The organism is Pseudochrobactrum asaccharolyticum (genome assembly GCF_003314995.1).
Taxonomy (GTDB): domain Bacteria; phylum Pseudomonadota; class Alphaproteobacteria; order Rhizobiales; family Rhizobiaceae; genus Pseudochrobactrum; species Pseudochrobactrum asaccharolyticum.
In genome coordinates this window covers 1-19,926 of sequence record NZ_QNRH01000002.1, presented here as the reverse complement: position 1 = coordinate 19,926, position 19,926 = coordinate 1, and the positions used below count along the sequence as shown (strand labels likewise).

Genomic DNA, 19,926 nt, shown 5'->3' with positions numbered 1-19,926 from the left:
ATGGAAATTCCCATGTCTGATGTTGTTTTACAGTGCATTACCAAAAAATACGGCGCGGTAACCGCCGTCAATGATGTCTCTATGATCATCAAGCAGGGCGAACTGGTCGCTTTTCTCGGGCCGTCAGGTTGCGGCAAGACTACAACTTTGCGGATGATCGGCGGGTTTGTTGATGTGACAAGCGGGCGGATCACTGTGGGCGGGCGTGATATCACGCATCTGCCACCGCATAAGCGCAACATGGGGTTCGGCTTCCAGAATTACGCTTTGTTTCCGCATATGAGTGTGGCGGCTAACGTGGCGTTTGGTCTGGAAATGCGCGGCGTTTCAAAAGCGGACATTCAGACACGGGTGAATAAAGCACTGGATCGGGTGCGTCTGCGTCCGTTTGCGGAACGTCTTCCAAAGCAAATGTCCGGTGGTCAGCAGCAGCGTGTGGCACTTGCCCGTGCCTTGGTGATTGAGCCGGATGTGCTGTTGCTGGATGAACCGCTTTCCAATCTTGATGCGAATTTGCGCCATGAGATGAAAGAAGAAATCCGCAGCATCCAGAATTCTCTCGGCATCACCACGATATTCGTGACCCATGATCAGGATGAAGCGCTGAGCATTTCCGACAAGGTGGTGGTGATGCGGCAGGGGATTGTCGAGCAGGTTGGTACACCGACAGAGGTGTTTGATACACCGCGCTCGCGTTTTGTTGCTGAGTTTATGGGTGTTACAAACCTGTTGTCAGGCAAAATGGAGGCGGCTAACCGCTTTCGCCTTAAGGGTGGCGATGTAGTGCCTATCAGCCCGCAATCGGCGCGCGATACAGGCAGTGTTCACAATATGAATGAAGATCTTGTTTTAGCACTGCGCCCGGAGCGGATTGAGATATTGCAAGTTGCAGGGGGTAACGCAGCCAACCATCAGCCGGACAGATTGAACGGGACAATCGAACAGGCAGTCTATCGCGGCTTGATGATCGATTACCGGATCAAAACGCATTCCGGTGTGCAGATGACAGCGCGTCGTCCTGCGCCCGCGGCCGGTGGCCCGCAAATCCTGAAGGCCGGTCAGGACATTGCCCTGTCGTGGGGCGAGGACGCTGCGGTGTTGGTGGCTGGAGCGCATTAAAATCAAAAAATCAATCAACTGAACCGCTTTAGCGGGTCGGAACAGAACAATCTTCTCAAAATATATAAAACAATAAAAGGGACGAGGAATATGGCCAGAATTGGTGTCGATGTCGGAGGAACCAATACGGATCTGGTGCTGGAATGTACCAAGGGCGTATTCTATCACAAGGTACCGACCACGCTTAAAAATCAATCGATTGGCGTTGTTGACGGTGTCAAAGAGATTTGTCGCTTGGCAGAGATTGAAACTGCAGAAGTTGATCTGATTGTGCATGGCACAACCACTGCGACCAATATTACGATTGAGCATAATGGTGCCGAGACCGGTATGCTAACCACACGCGGTTTTCGCGATATTCTGCATATCGGCAGACATAAGCGCCCCTATAATTTCTCGTTGCATTTTACCGTGCCGTGGCAGGATAAACCGCTGGTTAAACGACGTAACCGCATCGCCATTTCCGAGCGCATTATGCCGCCGCATGGCGATGTTGAAACTGTCCTGAATGAAGATGAAATCCGTGATGCCTGCAAGCTGTTCAAGAAGCGCGGCATCAATTCGGTGGTTGTCGGCTTTATGTTTTCCTTTCTCAACAACAGCCATGAGCGCCGCGCCAAAGAAATCGTCTTGCAGGAAATGCCCGACGCCTATGTGACTTTATCGAGCGAAGTTGCCAATGTGATGCGTGAATATGAGCGCTTCTCGACAGCGGCGATGAATTGTTTTGTCGGGCCGAAAACCGCCTTCTACTTACGCGATCTCGAACAGCGGTTGCGCTCGGCAGGTGTTGAATCAAAACTGCGGATTATCCAGTCGAATGGCGGTATTTCCACTGTTGATACCTGCGCCACCCGTCCTGTGCGCATTCTGATGTCAGGGCCTGCCGGCGGGGTTATCGGCGGTGCATCCGAAGCGACAATGGCCGGCACAGCCAATATCATCACCGTTGATATTGGTGGTACTTCTGCCGATATCAGCACTATTCCTGATGGAAAAATCAAGATCATGAACCCGCGTGACACCTATGTGTCCGGGCATCCGGTTCTCACACCCATGATTGATCTGATCACCATTGGTGCGGGTGGCGGATCGGTCGCTTATATTGATGAGGCGGGCGGTTTTCATGTCGGCCCGCGGTCTGCCGGTTCAGAGCCGGGCCCGGCGTGCTATGGTCGCGGCGGTACCGAACCAACTGTCACCGATGCGCAGATAGTGCTGGGACGACTTGATCCTGACCATGCGCTGGGCGGCAGTCTCAAGCTCGATCCGGAGCTGTCCTTTAAGGCGATTGAGGAGAAAATTGCCAAGCCGCTGAATATGAGTGTGACAGAAGCAGCCCTCGGTATTCTCAAAATTATCAATTCGAATATGGCGTTAGCAATCCGCTCTTCTTCGGTGGCGCGTGGTGTCGATCCGCGTGAATTTTCGATCATGCCGTTTGGTGGTGCAGGCCCGTTGCATGGCGTAGCTCTGGCCGAAGCCGTTGCAGCCCGCGATGTGATCGTGCCGGTTGCGCCGGGCATCACAGCCGCTGTCGGCCTGCTTAAGACTGATCTGCAATATGATCATACCGCAGCGGTTATTACAGAACTGACCAAGGCCAATGATGACCAGATCGCGCGTATCAACAAAGCAAGCGATGAATTGCGCACGATGATCAAGGCAGAACTGGATGCAGACGGCATACCACCTGCAGATCAGAGCATCGAGATTGTTGCTGAATGCCGCTATCAGGGGCAGGGTTTTGAGCTGCGTGCAACCATGCCGGATGGTGCGGTAACAAGAGAAAACATCACGCAGATCATCACCAGTTTCCATGATCAGCATCACATTGATTATGGCTACAGTTATCGCAATGCGGAAGTTGAGTTGATTACATTGCGGGCGATCGGCCGGGCGAGCGTGGAACGGATTGATATCCCGAAAATCGCCGATACTGATCACTCCAGCATCGACCGTGCACTGATGTTTGTACGCACCACCACATTTGATTGCGGCAGAACGCTTGAGACACCACGCTATAATCGTAAAAAGCTTTTTGCCGGCGATGTTGTGCATGGTCCGGCCATTCTCATTCAGCAGGATTCGACCACGCTGGTGCCGCCCGATTATGTGGCTGAAATGCTTGATTACGGCAACACACGCATTTGTCACAACGGCCGCTTCAACAGCGTCGTCTGACACTTATCCGGGAGAATAGTCAATGAATATTGCAGCCCCAATCAATACCCACCCCAATGCCCTCCATCCGGTCAAAGTGGCAGAGATCGATCCGGTGACACTGCAGGTGATGCGTGGATCGCTTGAGACGATTGCCGAAGAAATGGCACATGTGCTGTACCGGATGTCTTTTTCCTCGATTATCCGTGAATCGGAAGATCTTGGTGCCGGTCTCTTTGACAGGGATTTCAACACGCTGTGTGAATCGGAATCCACACCGATGCATATCGGTTCAATCCCTGCTTATTTGCGCGGCATCCGTGACACGCTGGAGGACGGTGAATGGTATGAGGGTGATGTGGTGGTACATAACCATCCTTATCATGGCTCCAGCCATACACCGGATCTGGCGATTGTCATGCCGGTCTTTTATCAGGGGCGCCTAGTCGGTTTTGCCGGAAATACCGCGCATCATGTGGATATCGGTGCGGCAACGCCCGGCCTGATCATCGATGTGCCGGATGTTTACGCAGAAGGTATGTTGTTTGCCGGTACCAAGCTTTATCGCAAAGGTGTACCAAACAATGCGATGTGGAATTTTATCCGCAATAACAGCCGCGCCGCCCAGCAGATTGTCAGCGATATTGAAGCGCAGGTTGCCTCTGCCCGCCTTGGTGCCAGACGTTTCGTGGAGCTCTTGGAGAAATACGGCGAAGACACCGTGTTTCAGGCGGCAAAGCAACTGATGGAATATGCGGAAAGAATGATGCGTCAGCGGATTTCGGAAATTCCGGATGGTGAATATAGTGCAGAAGGTTGGTTTGATGATGATGGCCGTAACCGTGGTCAGCAGCTCAAAGCCAAGGTGACGGTGCGGGTGCGTGGTGATGAGCTGGATGTGGACATGACCGGTTCGGCTGACCAGACACCAACCGCCTATAATGTGCCTTTTGAAGGCTCCACCAAAGTTGCAGCCTATGCGGCCTTCCGTAAACTTTTGCTGGATGCCTGCACCAGCGATGTGCGCGTGCCTTCCAATGAAGGGTCATTCCGGCCGATCAATGTGATTGCGCCGCTTGGCTCGATTTATAATCCGAAATCACCGGCTTCTGCGGAAGCACGCTTTACCCAGTGCAACCGTATGATCGATCTGATTTTGCGGGCACTGGCACCGGTGATGCCGGACAAGGTGATTGCCGGCAGTTCAGCGTCGATCTCTTTTGCTGCCTATTCCGGTGTGCGGCCCAGCGGTGATTATTGGGTGTTTCTTGAGGTGAATGAAGGCGCTTATGGTGGCCGTCCGCGTTCGGACGGGCCGGACTGCATCGACAATCTGATGGCCAATACCCGCAACAATCCGCTTGAAGATCTGGCAATGCACATTCCGATGATCTGTGACCGTTATGAATTGCGCGATGATGCCCCTCCCGGTGCCGGTGAATATCGCGGCGGTTTGGGAGTGGTCAAGGCGCAGCGTGTTCTGACGCCCGGCTTTATCACCCATGAATCCGAGCGCCATACTGATGCGCCTTGGGGCGTTTTTGGCGGGACAGAAGGCGCTACCGGCCGCTGCCTGATTTACAATAGCGATACGCCGGAAACTGTTCGGGACATGTATTCCAAATTCTCCGGTGAGGCGGTGAAGGCCAATGATGTGATGGCCTATTACGGGCCGAATGGCGGCGGCTATGGCTCTCCGTTAAATCGCAAGCCGCAGCAGGTGCTGGAGGATGTGCTGGACGGATTTTATAGCGCTGATCATGCCAGAGATATCTATGGGGTGATCGTTAATCTGGAAGACGAAACGGTGGATGTTGAGGCAACGGCGAAGCTGCGCACCACCTTGTCCAAACAATAACTCTAAAACGGATCACAAGATAAAGGATCGCTATGGCCTGATCTATAGAATGAAAACAATGCACTAAACGGGAACTTCAATCAAATCGCAGTCAAGTGGCGAAACATTTGGCTGCGATTTTTTATGGGCAGCATAACGCATCAGAAAAATAACTTGCGAATGTCGCCCGCAGAAAAAAGGGAGAATAAAATGTCAATTGCACTGGATAATCCCGCAGCACGCCCGGTGAGTGAGGCGTTGATTGAGGAGGCGATCCTGCCCACCAGCCTCAATCAACGTCCGATCTCGGCCTATAGCTATGCGTGGATCTGGATCGGCATTGCCGTGATCATTGCCACCTATTCACTCGGTGCATCCGGCGTGGAAAATGGCGTATCACTGGGCACTGTCATTATCACGATCTTTCTGGCCAATCTGTTTATCGGCCTGTTCATGCTGCTCACTGCCGATATCGGCACAGAACACGGCCTGACCTTTGCGGTCTATTTGCGTGCGCCTTTCGGGATATATGGCACGCATTTACCGGCCGTTTCGCGCGGCGTGGTTGCCGCGATGTGGTTCGGTATTCAAACCTACCTTGGCGCATTAGCGCTCAATGGTATCGGTTCGCATTTTCTCGGCATTGATAATTGGTTTCTCTGGTATGTGGCTTTTGGCGTGGTGCAGGTGATCAATACCGCATTGGGGATCAAGGCGATTGAGAAACTTGCAGCGCTTGCAGCGCCATGCATCATTGCGATTTCGATCTGGATGTATCTGACTTTAGAAGGCATTGCCGATGTCAAAGGGATCAATATCTGGACCTTTGTCAATGAAGGCAAAAGCATGTCACTGCTGGCACTGTTTGTTGTCAATCTTGCCTTTTGGTCGACGATGGCGATTGATATTCCCAACCTGACCCGTTTTATCAAAACGCAACCCGGTACCAAGAGTTTCACACGCCGCAACAAAAGTCTGTTTGGTGCACAATTGATCGCTTTGCCGCTGACACAGGCCTTTATCGCCGGTATTGGCGGTATTTCTTATATTGCGACCGGCAACTGGAACCCGATTGAAGTCATCCAGGCCGAAAGTCAGGGTTTTGCTCTGATCGCTCTTCTGGCCTTGGTAGTTCTGGCGCAATGGTCAACCAATACTGCCGCCAATCTGGTGCCCTCAGCACTGACACTGGTTAATCTGTCGCCGCGCTATATCAATTACAAGCTTAGCGTTGCACTGGCCGGAATTATCGGCACTTTGTGTTTTCCGTGGCTGATCCTCGATAATCTGTTCGTATTTTTAAATTATTACGGCGCATTTCTTGCATCCATCGGCGGGATCATGATTGCGGATTATTATATCATTCGCCATCGTCGGGTGAATGTGCCGGAACTGTTCAGCACTACCGGTCAATATCGCTATTCCAACGGTATCAACTGGGCGGGGATGATTGCATGGCTCGCATCGGGTGGTATTGCCGCCTATTATTCAGCCTACGCTTTCCTGATCGGTTTTCCGCTTGGGCTGATCTTCTATGTCATCCTGATGAAAGTGCTAGTGCTGCCGCGTTTCCCGCAAAAAGAAATCACTAGCAATTATTCTGATGATTATCTCGCAACGTCCAAATCTTTTAGCTGGATGTATCAAGGCGAGGGACGCTTTGCCCGCGTTTCGCAGGCGGATATGGGCGGTATGTCGACCTCGCGCGAAGATATGTAGATCTTTAGCCCGCAGTTGTCAGTAAAGACTGCGGGCTAAGCTGTTGATGCTCGGAATATTTATATGCTCTTGACCTGCTCACGTTAAATCTGACCATTTATAGCTGGTTATGTAGATATGTCTACAAAACCGTATCCAAGGTCCGCGCTGGCATAGGTCGATATCAAAGTTTTTATAATACTCGATGTCAAGTTTCATCTCTTGACCGGAAGACATCCGATCAGGCTTATTTTGACGCACTGGCGCTGATGATGGTGGCATCATAATCAAGGTGAAAATCCATTTAGCGAAACGCCGAAAACTGTTCAAATAAACCGAACCTCCTCGCTATTCCTTATTCAACTCGTGCGATGACATTAATGATTTAGGGCGATTTATGAGGATGAAGAAATCTATTGGGGGGATGTGAGGGATGAATAGGGATATAATAGCTATAAACTACAGTTGAGAGCTTTTACAAAATCATTTGATGTCCTCAAAAGCCATGAGGTTTTATCAGATAGCGTGAAATTTTGTTTAAAGAGGAATGATTTTTGGGGATGCAGGCGGTAAAATAGGGATGCTGGCAGTTTCTTCCATATATCAACGTATGCAAGATTGAGGTGGCTACATAGTGTTACCAATATAACCACCTCATACCCCGCTATTTCTTAGGTGTTTTAGGTAGGGGGGTGTGTGATTTATGAGATTTGTTATTCGTTTTTTTAGTAAACATCGATTTCACATTGGGTGTAATGCTAAATTTTCCATAGCAAAAACGTATGCCTATATAAAAAAATCGATCACCCCATTGATGTGTGCCCAGATTGGATAGCAGTTCCGCGAGCTGTTGAGGCTTTGGACTTTCCAGTTTCTTGAACCCCTTTTTGCTTTCGGAGCGTAACCAAAAAGTTTGTTTGAGTATGTAAGATGAACTCCGAACTAAGTCTTTAGCGGTTTGCTGGACATGATCAATGCGAAGAGGGACGCCTATAGTTGGGCGTGGGATAGTTTTTCTAACTGAAACTCGGATCTGTTCCTTACTTGCCCCTGAGATTAACATATGAAGGTGAAATGGTTTGCCAATTGGCTTATTGTCTCGGACCTTGAAAACAGTCTCAATTGATCCAAAAAGCAACATATCTGGCTGCCCAACTTTTCGTAATTGTTTTAGAAACTTCTTAATGATTGGATTGTTCTTGAGTTCGCCAAATGGTTCGAAATCGCCGGCAGGTTTAGTCCACCCCTCAACAAAGACTGTTACCATATACCACTCACGTTTTGCTAATTCCTCTCGTTGCACAAAACGGAGGAACTTCTTTCTAAGTAAACGTAGACATGTTGGGCAAAACCCTGAATGACACCTATTATCAATAGAACACTTTTTTTCCATTTTTACTTTGTTGTCTAAAGCAAGTACTGCCTTTCTAATTTTTTTGCGCCGTTCTTTGGTAGATCCAAACGTTTCGAAAGCTTCAGGTAAGTAGTCGTGTTTCAACATGTTCCTCACCCGCGTTTTGATTGTTTTTGAGAGGTGTTTGAGCGTTTGTTAATGTCAGAAAACGCAATTAAGTCGCTATATTGATAGCGAATGGCTCCACCGATCTTTATATATTTAAGAGAGTGGTTGCCGGACACGCGCCAATTCGCGAGGGTCTTGAAACTTAGGCCCAAGACACTCGCTGCCTGCTGAGCGTTTAAGAGGTCAGTCAGTTCATATGTTGATGTTGGGTGCTTTCTTGTGCGTACTTTATTGGTAGACGCAGAGTTCAGGAAATTTAGGGATAATCCATGCTCTCGAACAAGAAGCTCTGTAAACTTTAAGTAAGTATCTTGGATTGTCGGTTCTGATCGTCGGCCGGTTTTACGTAACTTCATAATATCACCTTCTGTGGCGAAGGGATGAAGTTGCAGGCGGACAAAATCACTAAGACGTCACACCGAAACCTCAACCCAACGCATGTTGGAATTGTTGTCAGTTTCGGAGCGGACTCAACTTTTTCAAGTTAAGTGACGTACTTACAGCTTCATTTCTGAAACCTTGCCTCATTTAGGAGGCCATAAGTACGAGCTGTCTTAGTTCGCTAGAACTAAAATCGCGGACAATTTGCCCGGCTCATTATTTGAATTAATATCTAATTATCAAATATGTCAACTATGCTGCATAATATTTTTACAAGCGGTTGTTTTATCCATTGAAAGCAGCAGAATACTTCCAGTTTGAGCTCGGCTAGAATGTGAAGCTGAATTTGAATGAGCGGTGAGTTGGAATATAGTGAGAGGAGTCTGGTAGAGTCTGTCGCTATCAAATAAAATTGCATGTTTCTCGTTTATGCCTTTAATAACGCACCAATGGTTCAGCTTGCCGTAGACCGCAGTAATTACTGCTGTGCCAGGTGAGTGCAAGTGCTCCTTGATTTCGCCGATAACGCAGGTGCTGGACTCTGGTCGACGTAATGCAAAGGGACGGTAGGTTTTGAAGGTTATAGCGTGGGCTTCTGCCATATGTTGCTGAGCGGTACGTAGGAGCCAAATCATTCCATTAAGACCCATTCCCTGTGATGATAGACTGAGCAGCCCTAGTTCTTTGACGGCATAATCATTCAATTCAGCGAAAAGAATGCGCCAGTGTTCGCCTTTGGCAGATAGTGGGTGGTCAGCTAGGGTCCATCGCAATGCATTAATGACGGCATAAACGCTACAGAGTGAATCTAAGTTGCCCTGTAGATAAGGGCTAAGCTTACTATCTGAGGGGAGAATTGGTTTTTCTGCCAAGGTTAATACTCCTCAGCAAGCATGACTGTCATTATTCGTACTGTAACATCTGGGTTGGATGGATCGGGCGAATGGCCATCAAGTGTTTCATCGTAATAATCGATTTTCCACATGATGCTTAGATTGTCGATTTCGAGGATGGCACAATCACGTTCCTCATACGGATCGTTGCTACTGTTGAAGTTACTGAAATCCGCAATCTGTTTCATGATCATATGGATACGAGCAGCGTCTAGATTTGAAATGCCCTTACTCATCATTATTCGCCCACCAATATGGTGTTTGCGGAGTTGGTCATTATGGATGGCGATGGCATTAATGGGTTTGGAATTTAAGTTCTTGATTCGTTCTATTTTGGGGCGCATGTTTCTTCTCCTCTATGATGCATGAGGTCCTATTGTTGATTTTTGGGTAGGGTGGGGGGTAGGTTAGATTAAGCTAACAAGCTTACGCTGAGCGTCACTATCACCATCAATATAGCGCTGTGTTGTAATGATAGATTGGTGGCCTGCGAGAAGCTGAACGTCACGCAGGGATCCGCCTGCTTTATGGATAAGCCGGGCAGCATTGGTCACGAAAGTGCGGCGACCTGAATGAGATGAGCAACCTTCTAAGCCTGTATTGTCATAGATATTTTTAAACCAATTAACGACAGATTTCGCTGACATTGCCTTGCCGCGCTCACTCAGAATAACGGGGCCTAAAGGCCCCGTTATTCGATATAGTTTTAGCAATGCTTTGCGTAAATCAGGATGAATTGGAATTCGCCTTGCCCGACCAGACTTGGTAATAATTCCAGGCAGATTGAGTGTCGTTCCAAGTTTTCCATTCGCATCAAGCAGCATCCGCCAATCGAGCTGGGCAATTTCTCCAGCGCGCAAGCCTGCTTTGAAACTCAACAATAGAGTGGCTTTATTGCGATGGGGGTGTCTCAGGTTTACAGCGGTGTTGAGCGCTTGATGAAATTGAGCTGTAGTGATTGTGCGAGCTTGTCGTAGTTGTGACATAGCGACCTCTGCGTTGAAATTATTGATATATCAAAACAGAAATTATGTTGAATGTCAAATTGATGTTAGAAATATAGAAGTAATTACAATGGCTTAAGATATTTTAGTGTTTGAATTCACCCCCTGAAGCTACACATAAACTCAAGCCAAAAGAGGGTTTTATTATGTATTTTGTTACGAAAATTGGATCCACGGGCCGATATACTCCGTAAAATATCTGATAGCCGGTATATGCACCAAATTGGTTCTTACCGTTCACAAAACCACACACAATATAAGTGCCATCCTCCATGTCAACGGCAGCAATATTGCGGAACCGGGCTGAGGTCTCATCAGCAAGATTTAAGCTAACAGCCTCGCGTATGACAGCTTCATCTGTGCTGCTTAATGCAATAGATTTCCCGCGTAGAGGCATATGTGAGTTTGAGCTTGGAGAGGCGGCATCCGCTTGGATGGCCTGCGTAGAAGGGTGCGATTGTGGTGGTGTGGATTGCTGGGCAGTTGGTTCTTGCATGTCCTGATTTTCTATGTGGGGACTTTTGCCCAAATCATCAAGCATTTGTAGAACACGAGCGCTTTCAGCTGCTTGCGTAGTTTCATTAGCTTCTATTTCTCTGGCTGTTTCGCCCAAAGAACTGCGAGCATAGATTGGCGCCTCGGTACGCTCTTGGTCTGCTTTTGGCAAAGTGCTAGGTTCGCAATATTTGCCTTTGGTTTCCCACTCACCACTTTGGAGCGAAAACTCAGCGCTGCCTGTTAGGAGCACAAGCAGCTTAGGCATATTGCGGAATAATTCAACATAAGCCAGCGCAAACAGTCGCGTAATCCGCGTATTGCTAACGCTTAACAGGCCAATGACCAAACCAACCAAACAAGCGATGATAAGGCTTACTGCTGCTACAACAATCGTATTGACAAGACCTGCAAAGATCGCGCGCAGATAGCTGTCATTCGCATTATAGGAAATGAGACTTTCAGCAAGATCAAAGCCTGCCTGCTTTGTTAAAAATGAAAAACCCGGTTGAATCCCAGCCGCAATCATGTTGGAATTAATGTTAAATACGATAAGAGCAAAGATTGCGAGGATGGTAAATGCGACGCCAATATCCATCCAGGAAATAGCAGAGCCTTTTGGCGGTTTCTCGACAGACGATGATGTGAGATGTTGCGGTTTCTGATCCATGGATTTACTGGCTCGTTTCAACCGGTTCGCGGTGCTGCATACGGGTAGCGATACGCGTTACCAAATCTTTTTGAGTATTGGTTTCGGGACCTGATCCGGCATCACTAATGCGGGAAACAGCTTGCGTAACAGTCATCCCGAGAGCCAGCAAAACGCAAGTTGCCATAGTGCCTGTCCGACCTATACCGGCGGCGCAGTGAATAAATATTCTGCCACCGCTGCGTAAGACTTTTGCTGCGTGAATGCTCAAGTCGAAAAATTCTGTATCATCATCCGGCACGCCAAAGTCGGTGATTGGCAACCGCCGGATAGCGATATTCATATCATCAGTCAGCGCCTGCGCATAAGCGGGCGCTTTCTCCTCAATTTCACAGGTTGGTGTGAGGTTAAGGATCAGAGTGATTTTGTGCTCATGCAGCTCATTCATATCCTCGGTAAAGCCTCTTAGCCGACCGAGCATCGGTCCGAGCCAGAGTTCACCTGATACGCCGTCCGGCAAATGAACGGGGCGCATGAAACTCGTATTTTGTAAGGTCATGCCACTTCCTCCGGTTCCGCTGCAAGGCATTCGAAAAGTGCTGCGGGAGTGTCTGCTGCAGTGACTTTTGTTATTGTATTGCGCAATGCCGCAAAGGCACTATCGACATCATTATTAGCAGCCTGCATACGCCAGCGGATTGCCCGCCAGTGTAACGCGGCATGCGCTTCAGCTAGGATCTGATCTTGTACAAGACTGGAAATCAGCTCAAGAAATTGCGCACGAAGGGTGAAGTAACGTGCAATCGGTTCGTTGTCCGGATTGGCCGACAATTCCGTGATCGTGGCAATATGAATACGTGATTGAGTGGTATAGTTTTGCGCGCAACAGCGTGTGCACAGGTGGAGGATATCCGACAGCATGGAAAAATGTAACCCGCGCTGCATTGGGTCAAGTGTTCTCACCATTGTGCCTACGCCGGAACGTGTTTCAAGCATATGCTCAAACGAAAGCCGTTGTAAAACCTGTCTTATGGGCGTGCGGCTCACACCGAATTCCTGCGCTAGTTTGCCTTCGTGCAGCAGCATCGGCGTATCGGGATGCGTCGTGCAGATGCGAAAACGTAGTTCCTGTAACATTTCTTCCGAGCGATATGGGCCGGATTTCAATGTTTGTTGCAACGCCATGCTGTTGTCTTTCCTTAAAGTCTTACCGTGAGTGTTAACGGGCCGAGGATTGTTCATATAGCCAAGCCTCTTGAAGTGGACTTTCAACCGATTCTGGAAACTGCTGACGCAGTTCAGAGAGAGCTTCCTCCAGAGGTCGGCCTAACCGGTTCAGCAGATAGGCTGCAATCATACCGCTGCGGCCAGCGCCGTAGGTACAGCACAAGGCAATCGACTGATTGTTCTCCAGATATTTCGAAATCGGCACGCTCAGGCGTTGCCAAGCTCGCATCCAAGATCTGTTCGGTGTTGCAAAATCGACAATTGGGAGGGTAATAAAAGCAATGCCTGCCCGCCTGACACGTTCTCGAAGCATATGCCGGAACCCAAGCGTACAGTCATCATCCCCCGCCAAAAGAAAAAGCAGGGCGACCCGTCGGTGGGTCAGGGCTTCCAATGTCCTGTCAATCCCCTCCGGATTGATCCAGCTTTCACCACGGTGATTAATCATCAAGCCGGGGGCACCGAGCGTCACAAGACGCCCGCCACCAGGACAATCGACTATGGCCCGGATAGATATAAAATCATCATTATCACGATCCAGTTGGTTGTCGATCATCCGTTGCTTCCCGTTTTTCAAAACCCGCAATTCATAGGTTTATCATCTTACCGTATCGGATAGGCATACATCAGGCCGCCATTTTTAACTGAAGCGTTTTGACTGCCATCACGTGTGAGACCAAATGGTGTCGATGGTCCGAGATGACGATCGAATACTTCACCATAGGAGCCGACCTGTTTAATCACTTGATAAGCCCAGTCAGTCGGTAATTTCATCTTGGCGGCCATATCGGCGGTCGCACCATCCTTCGCGAATAAGCGCTGAACAGCCTTTGGCTGCTTGTCCAGATCGGCAATTGTCGCATCAATATTTGTTGAGTTAACACCTAACTCGTCTGCATTGAGCATGACTTCAAACGCCCAGCGAACTGCCTTGCCAAGGGTTTCGTCCGGCTGTGTTACCAAGGTCAATGGCTCCGCGGAAATAACCTCTGGCAAGAGCTCGTAGTCGTTAGGGTTTTTAGCGAGTTGGCGGTCGGCGGCAAGAGCGGTCATGTCCGAAGCATAAGCGTCGCACTTTCCGGCATAAAAAGCCTGCAATCGTGCTGTCTTGTCTGCAATATTCTCGATCTTGTATTCAATGCCTTCAGAGGCGAACCAGTCGGCAATATTGAGCAGTGTCGTAGAGCCGTCTTCCGCACAGATCGTTGCGCCTTTCAGTTCCTTAGCAGACTTCACGCCAAGCGCTTTAGGCACCATAAAGCCCTGACCATCATAGAATGTCGTTGCGACGAAGGAGAGGCCGGGATCAGCGGAACGTGTGCCTGTTTCCGTTATTGAACGCGATGCCATATGAGCTTGGCGCGATACCAGATTTTTCAAAGAATCTGAAAAGCCAACGCCACGAATGTCAGCTTTATTGGCATCACCAAGAATTGCTGCTGCGGCCATACGGCAAAAGTCGGCATTAAAACCTTGGAACACGCCGGAGCTGTCTGGCACCGAGAAACCCGGAGCGCTTGGGCTCACCAGACAGACAAGTTTACCAGTTGAAACCACTTCATCGAAAACCGGACCTGCGTGAGCAAAAGAACTCCCCGTAACAGATGCGAGGCTGACAAGCGCCCCCATAAGACAAGACCTAAGCATGACGTTCCCCCTTTTTGGCTGTGTGCTATACCTGTATACAGGTGTATTGGTATGGAGCAAATTCGTACCTGTCAAGGTCGGATCAGTGGATTTAAAGAAAGTGGATTTGGATTGGCTTCCTTGCGGTCTTTTTGAGAGCAACATTTATCATCAAGGAATCCATATATGTCAGCAAAGCACAAACGTGACGCAGTTCGCATTGCGCTCACCAGTGGCTTAACAGGGTATCAAGTTACATCGGATTTAAGCTTTGGACTTTTGACACATGGAAAATGGAATGTGAGTGATACCGATGAGAACAGGTTCCGGCACACGGTGCTGATCTTCTGCGTGAGAATGAGTGTTTGCGTAAAAAACGCATACTTCGCGAGGAGAGAGAAATATTAAAAAAGCTGCAATATTCTTCGCGGCTCAAAAGCCGTGAAATTTCAGGTTATTAGTAATTATCGTGGTTACATTTCATATTCACGCATATGTCGCTTGATGGGCGTAACAGTTAAGCGGCGCCACTCGACACTGGGCATCTTAGCTCCAATGACTTTGAAACCAAGGTGGGATTAGCTTAACCTCGCGTCCAAAAAACCGGCAGCCGACCAAAAGGATGTGCGCCAAGCGTAAACGGGCGAAATAACAACTCAATCAGTTAGCAAAATCGTTGTGAAGCAACTTATGGTAAAAGGGTAGTTTTGTCATGTGTTATTCCTTGTCAATCTTATTCGGATGATCTGTTTTCGATTTAAGAAGAACTGTTATTACCCACCTTTAACAAAATACCTCAGGTCGGCGGCCATTTTTGCGCACCATGCAGCAGACGCAAAATTTCTATACTCTGTAACTTTAATTGAATGCGATAAACAAGAACAAACGACGTTCGGTTGAGAACCAATTCTCGGGTGCCACGCTTTCGTCCGACACGTCCCATTTCAGGGTAATCGATCAGCCTATCTATTTGTTGCTCAATCTCGTCGAGTTGATTAAGAGCGGCACGTGGGTTTTCCTGACCTATATAGGTAATGAGATCCATGCGATTAGCCTGTGCTTGTGGGAGCCAGACAATTTTCATTCAGTTTCGCCTTTGATACGCGCCAATAATTCTATGCGTTGGCGTGCCATGTCCTCTTTAACAGTTTCATGAGAAACCCACTCTGTATTAGGATTTTCGGCCTCATGTAGGGCTGTTTCAACCTGTTCTAGGAACCATTTATTATGGGTTGCAGCTTCGTGAGTCTGGCGTAAAGCAGCACTGCGGTCTGGGCGCGTATAGGATTTTCCACCGTCGTTCTCATAATCAGCAGCATCAACATCGAAGTGCTGAATTCCCATGTCTTTGAGATAGGTAACAAGCGTTTCCATACGCCGGAATACACGCACTTGACGGCTACGTTGCGCGGCAAGAGCCCGTTCGGCCATCCCATATTTGACCATCAGCGACCATCCGCCGGGTTGACCGATAACATGGGCACCACGCACAGCACCGGCTTCAACAAGGCGTGACAGCGTATTGTGATCAATGATTTCTGCAGCCATTACTGGTGAACTCCTTTTGCCGTGGGATCTATAAAACATCATTGCGCAATCAATTAATAATTGCAAGATACTTGTATGTAAAACTCTTTATTAGTTCCATAATATATATTATCAACTCAATTCTTATAACAGCAATATGCAGATGCGACAGTTGGGCAATTTAGAGATGCGACAATTTTTGCAGCTCTTGCCCTTTTCAAATCGAAGGCGGAAAGGAAGACTGGGTTTTTAGCTGCAAACAGCGGATGGGAGCCGTCATGTCTTGTCTGATCACTATGTCGCAGAAAGAACTCAACCGGCTGAAGACCGTTCAGCAAATCAGAGATAATCACCTTCGCGTGGTGGAGGCAGCGGCGCTGCTTGATCTCAGTCGCAGCCAGGTTCATCGGCTTTTAAAGGCCTTTGATCGGTTCGGTGGAGCGGGCCTTGTTTCGGGTAAGCGCGGCCACCCGAGCAATCGTCGTTATAGCGAAGATTTCCGGAATGATGTTCTGGATCTTTTACGGACGTATTATCGGGACTTCGGGCCGACACTGGCCTGTGAGAAGCTGGTTAAACGCCATCAAATTTCGGTCAGCAAGGAGACGCTGCGACAATGGATGACGGCGGCTGGCTTGTGGACGTCACGTCGCGAACGCAAGCGGCAACTGCATCAGCCGCGCGGCCGGCGGGATTGCCTTGGTGAACTGGTGCAAATCGACGGTTCACATCACTGGTGGTTTGAGGATCGGGGTCCCAAATGCGCCCTCCTCGTTTATATCGACGATGCCACCGGCAAGCTCCTGCATTTGCGTTTTGCCCGCTCAGAGAACACGTTTGATTATTTTCAGGCGACGAAGGCGTATCTGAAGGAATGGGGCAAGCCACTGGCATTTTACAGTGACAAGCATGGTGTGTTTCGCACGACCCACGCCTCGGAGCTCGATCGTACGAGCGGTTTGACGCAGTTTGGTCGCGCTCTTTACGAGCTCAACATTGACATTATCTGTGCCAATACTCCGCAGGCTAAAGGCCGTGTCGAGCGGGCAAACAGGACGTTGCAGGATCGTCTGGTCAAGGAGTTACGGCTGCGGGGCATCGATACGATCGAGGCTGCCAATGCGTATGCGACTGAATATATTGCAGATTTCAATGCGCGGTTTGGCAAGGAGCCACGCAATCCCAAAGACATGCATCGGCCACTGGAGCTGTATGAGAACATCGATGGCGCGCTGTGCCGGAAGGAAGTGCGAACGCTGTCACAAACACTTACACTACGCTATGATAAGGTGCTGTTCATCCTGGAACCGACCGAGGTTGCAAAGCGGCTTGCGCGGCAGAAGGTCATTGTCTGTGACTACCCCGACGGACGTCTGGAGATCCTGCATGGCACAGACATCTTGCCCTATACAACATTCGACAAGCTTCGCTCCATCCATCGTTCGCCTGTTGTCGAGAACAAAAGGCTGGATGACATGCTGTCGATCGTCGCTGAGATGCAGGCGGGACGGGAACAGCAACGCAGCAAAAGCGGTCCGCGCCGTACCGGTCAGACCAACCATATGTTTGGTGTTCGCGACGGCAGTACCGCCAACGGCTATCAGAAGCGAGAGCGTAAATCGCGCACAGCTTACATGAACGACCCCGCCGTCATTGCCCGGCGAGAGCAAGCTTTATTGAGGCAGCCGGCGCCGGAATAACGGGCGTCAATGGACGCCGATATCGCTTTGCGTATCCGATTCCAATTGCAGGCAAGCTGCCCAGAGCGGTGTTTTGTGGAAGGTTCCGTCGTCAAGCAAGTTGAGCCCTTCTCTTGCCTCAAAAAGCAGGCCGAGCCAGCATAAGCGTCGCAGGACGCCGTACTGAAGCTCGAATTTCAGATCCCATGCTTCGACGGTTATTTCAGTGTCGGACAGATGAGCGGTATCTGGATAGAGTATTTTTACGATGTCCATCGCCTTACACCCTTCTCTGGTCTTGATATTGAGCAGATTGAGATACATACGCCACCAACCCAATCGTGCCGGTTTTGTCGCAAACTTTTTATGTCGGACCATATATGCGATGAGTGGCGTCGGTTACAGATTGATGAGAGGCATTGAACATGGTCGACTTCAAGGGAACGCATTTCCCCAAAAGTGTCATCCTGTATGCCGTTTTCTTCTATGTTCGTTATTCAGTTTCGTATCGTGATCTTCAGGAAATAATGGCCGAACGAGGCGTAGAGATTGACCATGCAACACTGAACCGATGGGTTGTTAAATACTCGCCGCAGATTGCAACTCATGCTCAGAAGCGTAAACGCGCAACACTAGGCTCATGGCGTGTTGACGAGACCTATATAAAGGTCAAAGGGAAATGGACCTATCTATATCGGGCCGTTGATCGTGACGGCCAAACCCTTGATTTCATGCTCTCTGAGCGCCGCAACCTCAGCGCTGCGCGGCGTTTCCTTAAAAAGGCTATCGCAAGCAATAGTGTTCCGAACAAGATTGTTATTGATAAAAGCGGAGCTAATTTGGCTGGTGCGCAGGCTATAAATAATATCCTTAAGATCACCGATACGGACAAGCTGATTGAGATTCTTCAGGTCAAATACCTGAACAACATTCTTGAACAGGATCATCGTTTCATCAAGCGGGTCACCCGGCCGATGATGGGCTTCAAAGCATTCCATTCCGCTTCAGCCACCATTGCAGGGATCGAAGTGGCTCACATGATCCGCAAGAATCAATTCGCCAACGACAATCAATCGCCATTCGTAGTGTTCGCGGAGCTCGCAGCATAATTGTGCCCACAGATAAGGCCGCACTTAACTTACTGCAAAATTTGCGACACAACCCTTCAAAACCGTTCAATCGGTGCAGGTCGGTCAGTGACATTGTTAATCCTCCCTTATTAAATTCCATGTGACTGCAGCCAGAGTTCAAGAGAACCGATCTGCCAAAGCTTGGAATGACCTTTAGGGGTTAGAGCTGCGTCTGGCGCTGCAAATAATCCATCAATGTAAGCCGGATTAAACAACCCGCGCGAACGAGCAGCTGGTTGATTTAAAATCTCTTTGATGAAAGTTAGATAATCCCCTTGGATATATTTCAAGGCTGGTACGGGAAAATATCCTTTTGGACGATCTATAACTTCTGCCGGTAAGATCTTTCGGGCAGCTTCTTTCAAAATGTATTTCCCGCCATGCCCGACTTTTAACTGAGAAGGAATGCGTGCAGCGAGCTCTACGAGCTCTTGGTCAAGAAACGGAACTCTTGCTTCTACGCCGAAGGCCATTGTCATATTATCAACACGCTTAACCGGATCATCAACCAGCATAATGTCTGTATCAATTTGAAGTGCTTTGTTGATCGGTGAAGATGCACTTAGTTTTTCAAAGTACTCCTTAACAAAAATTCTGCTGTGGTCGTCGCCAATATAGTGTGGGGAGAGCGTCTTTTGCATCTCTGCATGATCTCTGTCAAAATAAAGCTTCGCATAATCATCTAGAGGATTTTGTGAGTTTTCCAGCTTCGGATACCAATGATATCCTCCGAAAACCTCATCAGCGCCTTGTCCGCTTTGGACAACTTTAGCGGTTTTCGTAACTTGTTGTGAGAGCAAGTAAAAGCCAACAGAGTCATGGCTCATCATAGGTTCAGACATTGCCGCAACGGCTGCTGGTAATGCAGAAAGCGTTTCTTTTGGGCTCACATGAATTCGGTTGTGCTCTGTCCCATATTCCTGAGCGATAAGATCGGAGTATTTATACTCATTACCGGTAATGCCGTTAACATCAT

Annotated in this window: 19 protein-coding genes and 3 pseudogenes; 8 read left to right on the top strand and 14 right to left on the bottom strand. The window is 48.8% G+C overall.

The window, feature by feature from the left end:
* Positions 1–12: 12 nt before the first annotated feature.
* From DFR47_RS04740 to DFR47_RS22075, 5 genes and pseudogenes are all read left to right on the top strand, one after another.
* Positions 13–1,119 carry an ABC transporter ATP-binding protein gene (locus DFR47_RS04740; protein ID WP_113943279.1) on the top strand — a complete coding sequence of 369 codons (1,107 nt, stop codon included), beginning with the start codon at positions 13–15 and terminating at the stop codon, positions 1,117–1,119.
* Between the two features lie 90 nt (positions 1,120–1,209).
* Entirely contained in the window at positions 1,210–3,303 is a 2,094-nt protein-coding gene (locus DFR47_RS04735) for a hydantoinase/oxoprolinase family protein (protein ID WP_113943278.1), read from the top strand.
* Between the two features lie 22 nt (positions 3,304–3,325).
* Entirely contained in the window at positions 3,326–5,140 is a 1,815-nt protein-coding gene (locus DFR47_RS04730; RefSeq protein WP_113943277.1) for a hydantoinase B/oxoprolinase family protein, read from the top strand.
* 189 nt (positions 5,141–5,329) lie between these two features.
* Positions 5,330–6,838, top strand: coding sequence for an NCS1 family transporter (locus DFR47_RS04725; protein ID WP_113943276.1), 1,509 nt, complete (start codon positions 5,330–5,332; stop codon positions 6,836–6,838).
* A 119-nt stretch (positions 6,839–6,957) separates the two neighbouring features.
* Positions 6,958–7,104: pseudogene (locus tag DFR47_RS22075) on the top strand (IS3 family transposase); the annotation flags it as partial.
* A 377-nt stretch (positions 7,105–7,481) separates the two neighbouring features.
* On the opposite strand, the gene DFR47_RS04720 reads toward DFR47_RS22075, so the two are convergent.
* The 10 genes from DFR47_RS04720 to DFR47_RS04675 form a co-directional block, all read right to left on the bottom strand.
* Positions 7,482–8,318: a hypothetical protein gene (locus tag DFR47_RS04720; RefSeq protein WP_113943275.1), complete on the bottom strand. Its 837-nt coding sequence runs from the start codon at positions 8,316–8,318 to the stop codon at positions 7,482–7,484.
* Positions 8,319–8,323: 5 nt separating this feature from the next.
* A complete protein-coding gene (locus DFR47_RS04715) occupies positions 8,324–8,695 on the bottom strand; it encodes a helix-turn-helix domain-containing protein (protein ID WP_113943274.1) in 372 nt (123 codons plus the stop codon).
* 273 nt (positions 8,696–8,968) lie between these two features.
* On the bottom strand, positions 8,969–9,592 hold the full coding sequence (locus tag DFR47_RS04710) for a hypothetical protein (protein ID WP_113943273.1): 624 nt from the start codon (positions 9,590–9,592) through the stop codon (positions 8,969–8,971).
* 2 nt (positions 9,593–9,594) lie between these two features.
* Entirely contained in the window at positions 9,595–9,957 is a 363-nt protein-coding gene (locus DFR47_RS04705; protein ID WP_113943272.1) for a DUF3768 domain-containing protein, read from the bottom strand.
* Positions 9,958–10,020: 63 nt separating this feature from the next.
* The gene (locus tag DFR47_RS04700; RefSeq protein WP_113943271.1) at positions 10,021–10,599 is read right to left on the bottom strand and encodes a tyrosine-type recombinase/integrase; all 579 of its coding nucleotides are present in this window, start codon (positions 10,597–10,599) and stop codon (positions 10,021–10,023) included.
* A gap of 103 nt (positions 10,600–10,702) precedes the next feature.
* Positions 10,703–11,782, bottom strand: a complete 1,080-nt coding sequence (locus tag DFR47_RS04695; protein WP_113943270.1) for an ABC transporter permease family protein — start codon at positions 11,780–11,782, stop codon at positions 10,703–10,705.
* Between the two features lie 4 nt (positions 11,783–11,786).
* Entirely contained in the window at positions 11,787–12,320 is a 534-nt protein-coding gene (locus tag DFR47_RS04690) for a protein-tyrosine phosphatase family protein (RefSeq protein WP_170137443.1), read from the bottom strand.
* On the bottom strand, positions 12,317–12,946 hold the full coding sequence (locus DFR47_RS04685; RefSeq protein WP_245416457.1) for a GntR family transcriptional regulator: 630 nt from the start codon (positions 12,944–12,946) through the stop codon (positions 12,317–12,319). The genes DFR47_RS04690 and DFR47_RS04685 overlap by 4 nt, the downstream gene beginning before the upstream one ends.
* A gap of 34 nt (positions 12,947–12,980) precedes the next feature.
* Positions 12,981–13,544 carry a protein-tyrosine phosphatase family protein gene (locus DFR47_RS04680; RefSeq protein WP_113943268.1) on the bottom strand — a complete coding sequence of 188 codons (564 nt, stop codon included), beginning with the start codon at positions 13,542–13,544 and terminating at the stop codon, positions 12,981–12,983.
* A gap of 47 nt (positions 13,545–13,591) precedes the next feature.
* Entirely contained in the window at positions 13,592–14,635 is a 1,044-nt protein-coding gene (locus DFR47_RS04675) for a transporter substrate-binding domain-containing protein (protein WP_170137442.1), read from the bottom strand.
* 165 nt (positions 14,636–14,800) lie between these two features.
* On the opposite strand from DFR47_RS04675, the pseudogene DFR47_RS22070 reads away from it, so the two are divergent.
* Positions 14,801–15,130, top strand: a pseudogene (locus tag DFR47_RS22070) (IS3-like element IS1133 family transposase); the annotation flags it as partial.
* A gap of 280 nt (positions 15,131–15,410) precedes the next feature.
* Here DFR47_RS22070 and DFR47_RS04670 read toward each other — a convergent pair.
* Together DFR47_RS04670 and DFR47_RS04665 are read right to left on the bottom strand one after the other, a co-directional pair.
* A complete protein-coding gene (locus DFR47_RS04670) occupies positions 15,411–15,698 on the bottom strand; it encodes a type II toxin-antitoxin system RelE/ParE family toxin (RefSeq protein WP_113943266.1) in 288 nt (95 codons plus the stop codon).
* Positions 15,695–16,162, bottom strand: a complete 468-nt coding sequence (locus DFR47_RS04665) for a hypothetical protein (protein ID WP_113943265.1) — start codon at positions 16,160–16,162, stop codon at positions 15,695–15,697. The genes DFR47_RS04670 and DFR47_RS04665 overlap by 4 nt, the downstream gene beginning before the upstream one ends.
* 257 nt (positions 16,163–16,419) lie before the next feature.
* On the opposite strand from DFR47_RS04665, the gene DFR47_RS04660 reads away from it, so the two are divergent.
* Positions 16,420–17,841: an ISNCY family transposase gene (locus DFR47_RS04660; protein WP_113943264.1), complete on the top strand. Its 1,422-nt coding sequence runs from the start codon at positions 16,420–16,422 to the stop codon at positions 17,839–17,841.
* Between the two features lie 6 nt (positions 17,842–17,847).
* Here DFR47_RS04660 and DFR47_RS04655 read toward each other — a convergent pair.
* Positions 17,848–18,168: pseudogene (locus tag DFR47_RS04655) on the bottom strand (hypothetical protein); the annotation flags it as partial.
* Between the two features lie 77 nt (positions 18,169–18,245).
* Here DFR47_RS04655 and DFR47_RS04650 point away from each other — a divergent pair.
* Positions 18,246–18,929 carry an IS6 family transposase gene (locus DFR47_RS04650; RefSeq protein WP_113943263.1) on the top strand — a complete coding sequence of 228 codons (684 nt, stop codon included), beginning with the start codon at positions 18,246–18,248 and terminating at the stop codon, positions 18,927–18,929.
* A gap of 110 nt (positions 18,930–19,039) precedes the next feature.
* Here DFR47_RS04650 and DFR47_RS04645 read toward each other — a convergent pair.
* Positions 19,040–19,926 (bottom strand): asparagine synthase-related protein (locus DFR47_RS04645; RefSeq protein ID WP_245416456.1); only part of this gene is annotated, 887 nt, incomplete at its 5' end.

What these genes read in the sequence shown, in the direction of transcription:
- DFR47_RS04740 (WP_113943279.1), top strand. Translation starts at nt 13, where the DNA reads ATGTCTGATGTTGTTTTACAGTGCATTACCAAAAAATACGGCGCGGTA.
- DFR47_RS04735 (WP_113943278.1), top strand. Translation starts at nt 1,210, where the DNA reads ATGGCCAGAATTGGTGTCGATGTCGGAGGAACCAATACGGATCTGGTG.
- DFR47_RS04730 (WP_113943277.1), top strand. Translation starts at nt 3,326, where the DNA reads ATGAATATTGCAGCCCCAATCAATACCCACCCCAATGCCCTCCATCCG.
- DFR47_RS04725 (WP_113943276.1), top strand. Translation starts at nt 5,330, where the DNA reads ATGTCAATTGCACTGGATAATCCCGCAGCACGCCCGGTGAGTGAGGCG.
- DFR47_RS04720 (WP_113943275.1), bottom strand. Translation starts at nt 8,318, where the DNA reads ATGTTGAAACACGACTACTTACCTGAAGCTTTCGAAACGTTTGGATCT.
- DFR47_RS04715 (WP_113943274.1), bottom strand. Translation starts at nt 8,695, where the DNA reads ATGAAGTTACGTAAAACCGGCCGACGATCAGAACCGACAATCCAAGAT.
- DFR47_RS04705 (WP_113943272.1), bottom strand. Translation starts at nt 9,957, where the DNA reads ATGCGCCCCAAAATAGAACGAATCAAGAACTTAAATTCCAAACCCATT.
- DFR47_RS04700 (WP_113943271.1), bottom strand. Translation starts at nt 10,599, where the DNA reads ATGTCACAACTACGACAAGCTCGCACAATCACTACAGCTCAATTTCAT.
- DFR47_RS04695 (WP_113943270.1), bottom strand. Translation starts at nt 11,782, where the DNA reads ATGGATCAGAAACCGCAACATCTCACATCATCGTCTGTCGAGAAACCG.
- DFR47_RS04690 (WP_170137443.1), bottom strand. Translation starts at nt 12,320, where the DNA reads ATGACCTTACAAAATACGAGTTTCATGCGCCCCGTTCATTTGCCGGAC.
- DFR47_RS04685 (WP_245416457.1), bottom strand. Translation starts at nt 12,946, where the DNA reads ATGGCGTTGCAACAAACATTGAAATCCGGCCCATATCGCTCGGAAGAA.
- DFR47_RS04680 (WP_113943268.1), bottom strand. Translation starts at nt 13,544, where the DNA reads ATGATCGACAACCAACTGGATCGTGATAATGATGATTTTATATCTATC.
- DFR47_RS04675 (WP_170137442.1), bottom strand. Translation starts at nt 14,635, where the DNA reads ATGCTTAGGTCTTGTCTTATGGGGGCGCTTGTCAGCCTCGCATCTGTT.
- DFR47_RS04670 (WP_113943266.1), bottom strand. Translation starts at nt 15,698, where the DNA reads ATGAAAATTGTCTGGCTCCCACAAGCACAGGCTAATCGCATGGATCTC.
- DFR47_RS04665 (WP_113943265.1), bottom strand. Translation starts at nt 16,162, where the DNA reads ATGGCTGCAGAAATCATTGATCACAATACGCTGTCACGCCTTGTTGAA.
- DFR47_RS04660 (WP_113943264.1), top strand. Translation starts at nt 16,420, where the DNA reads ATGTCTTGTCTGATCACTATGTCGCAGAAAGAACTCAACCGGCTGAAG.
- DFR47_RS04650 (WP_113943263.1), top strand. Translation starts at nt 18,246, where the DNA reads ATGGTCGACTTCAAGGGAACGCATTTCCCCAAAAGTGTCATCCTGTAT.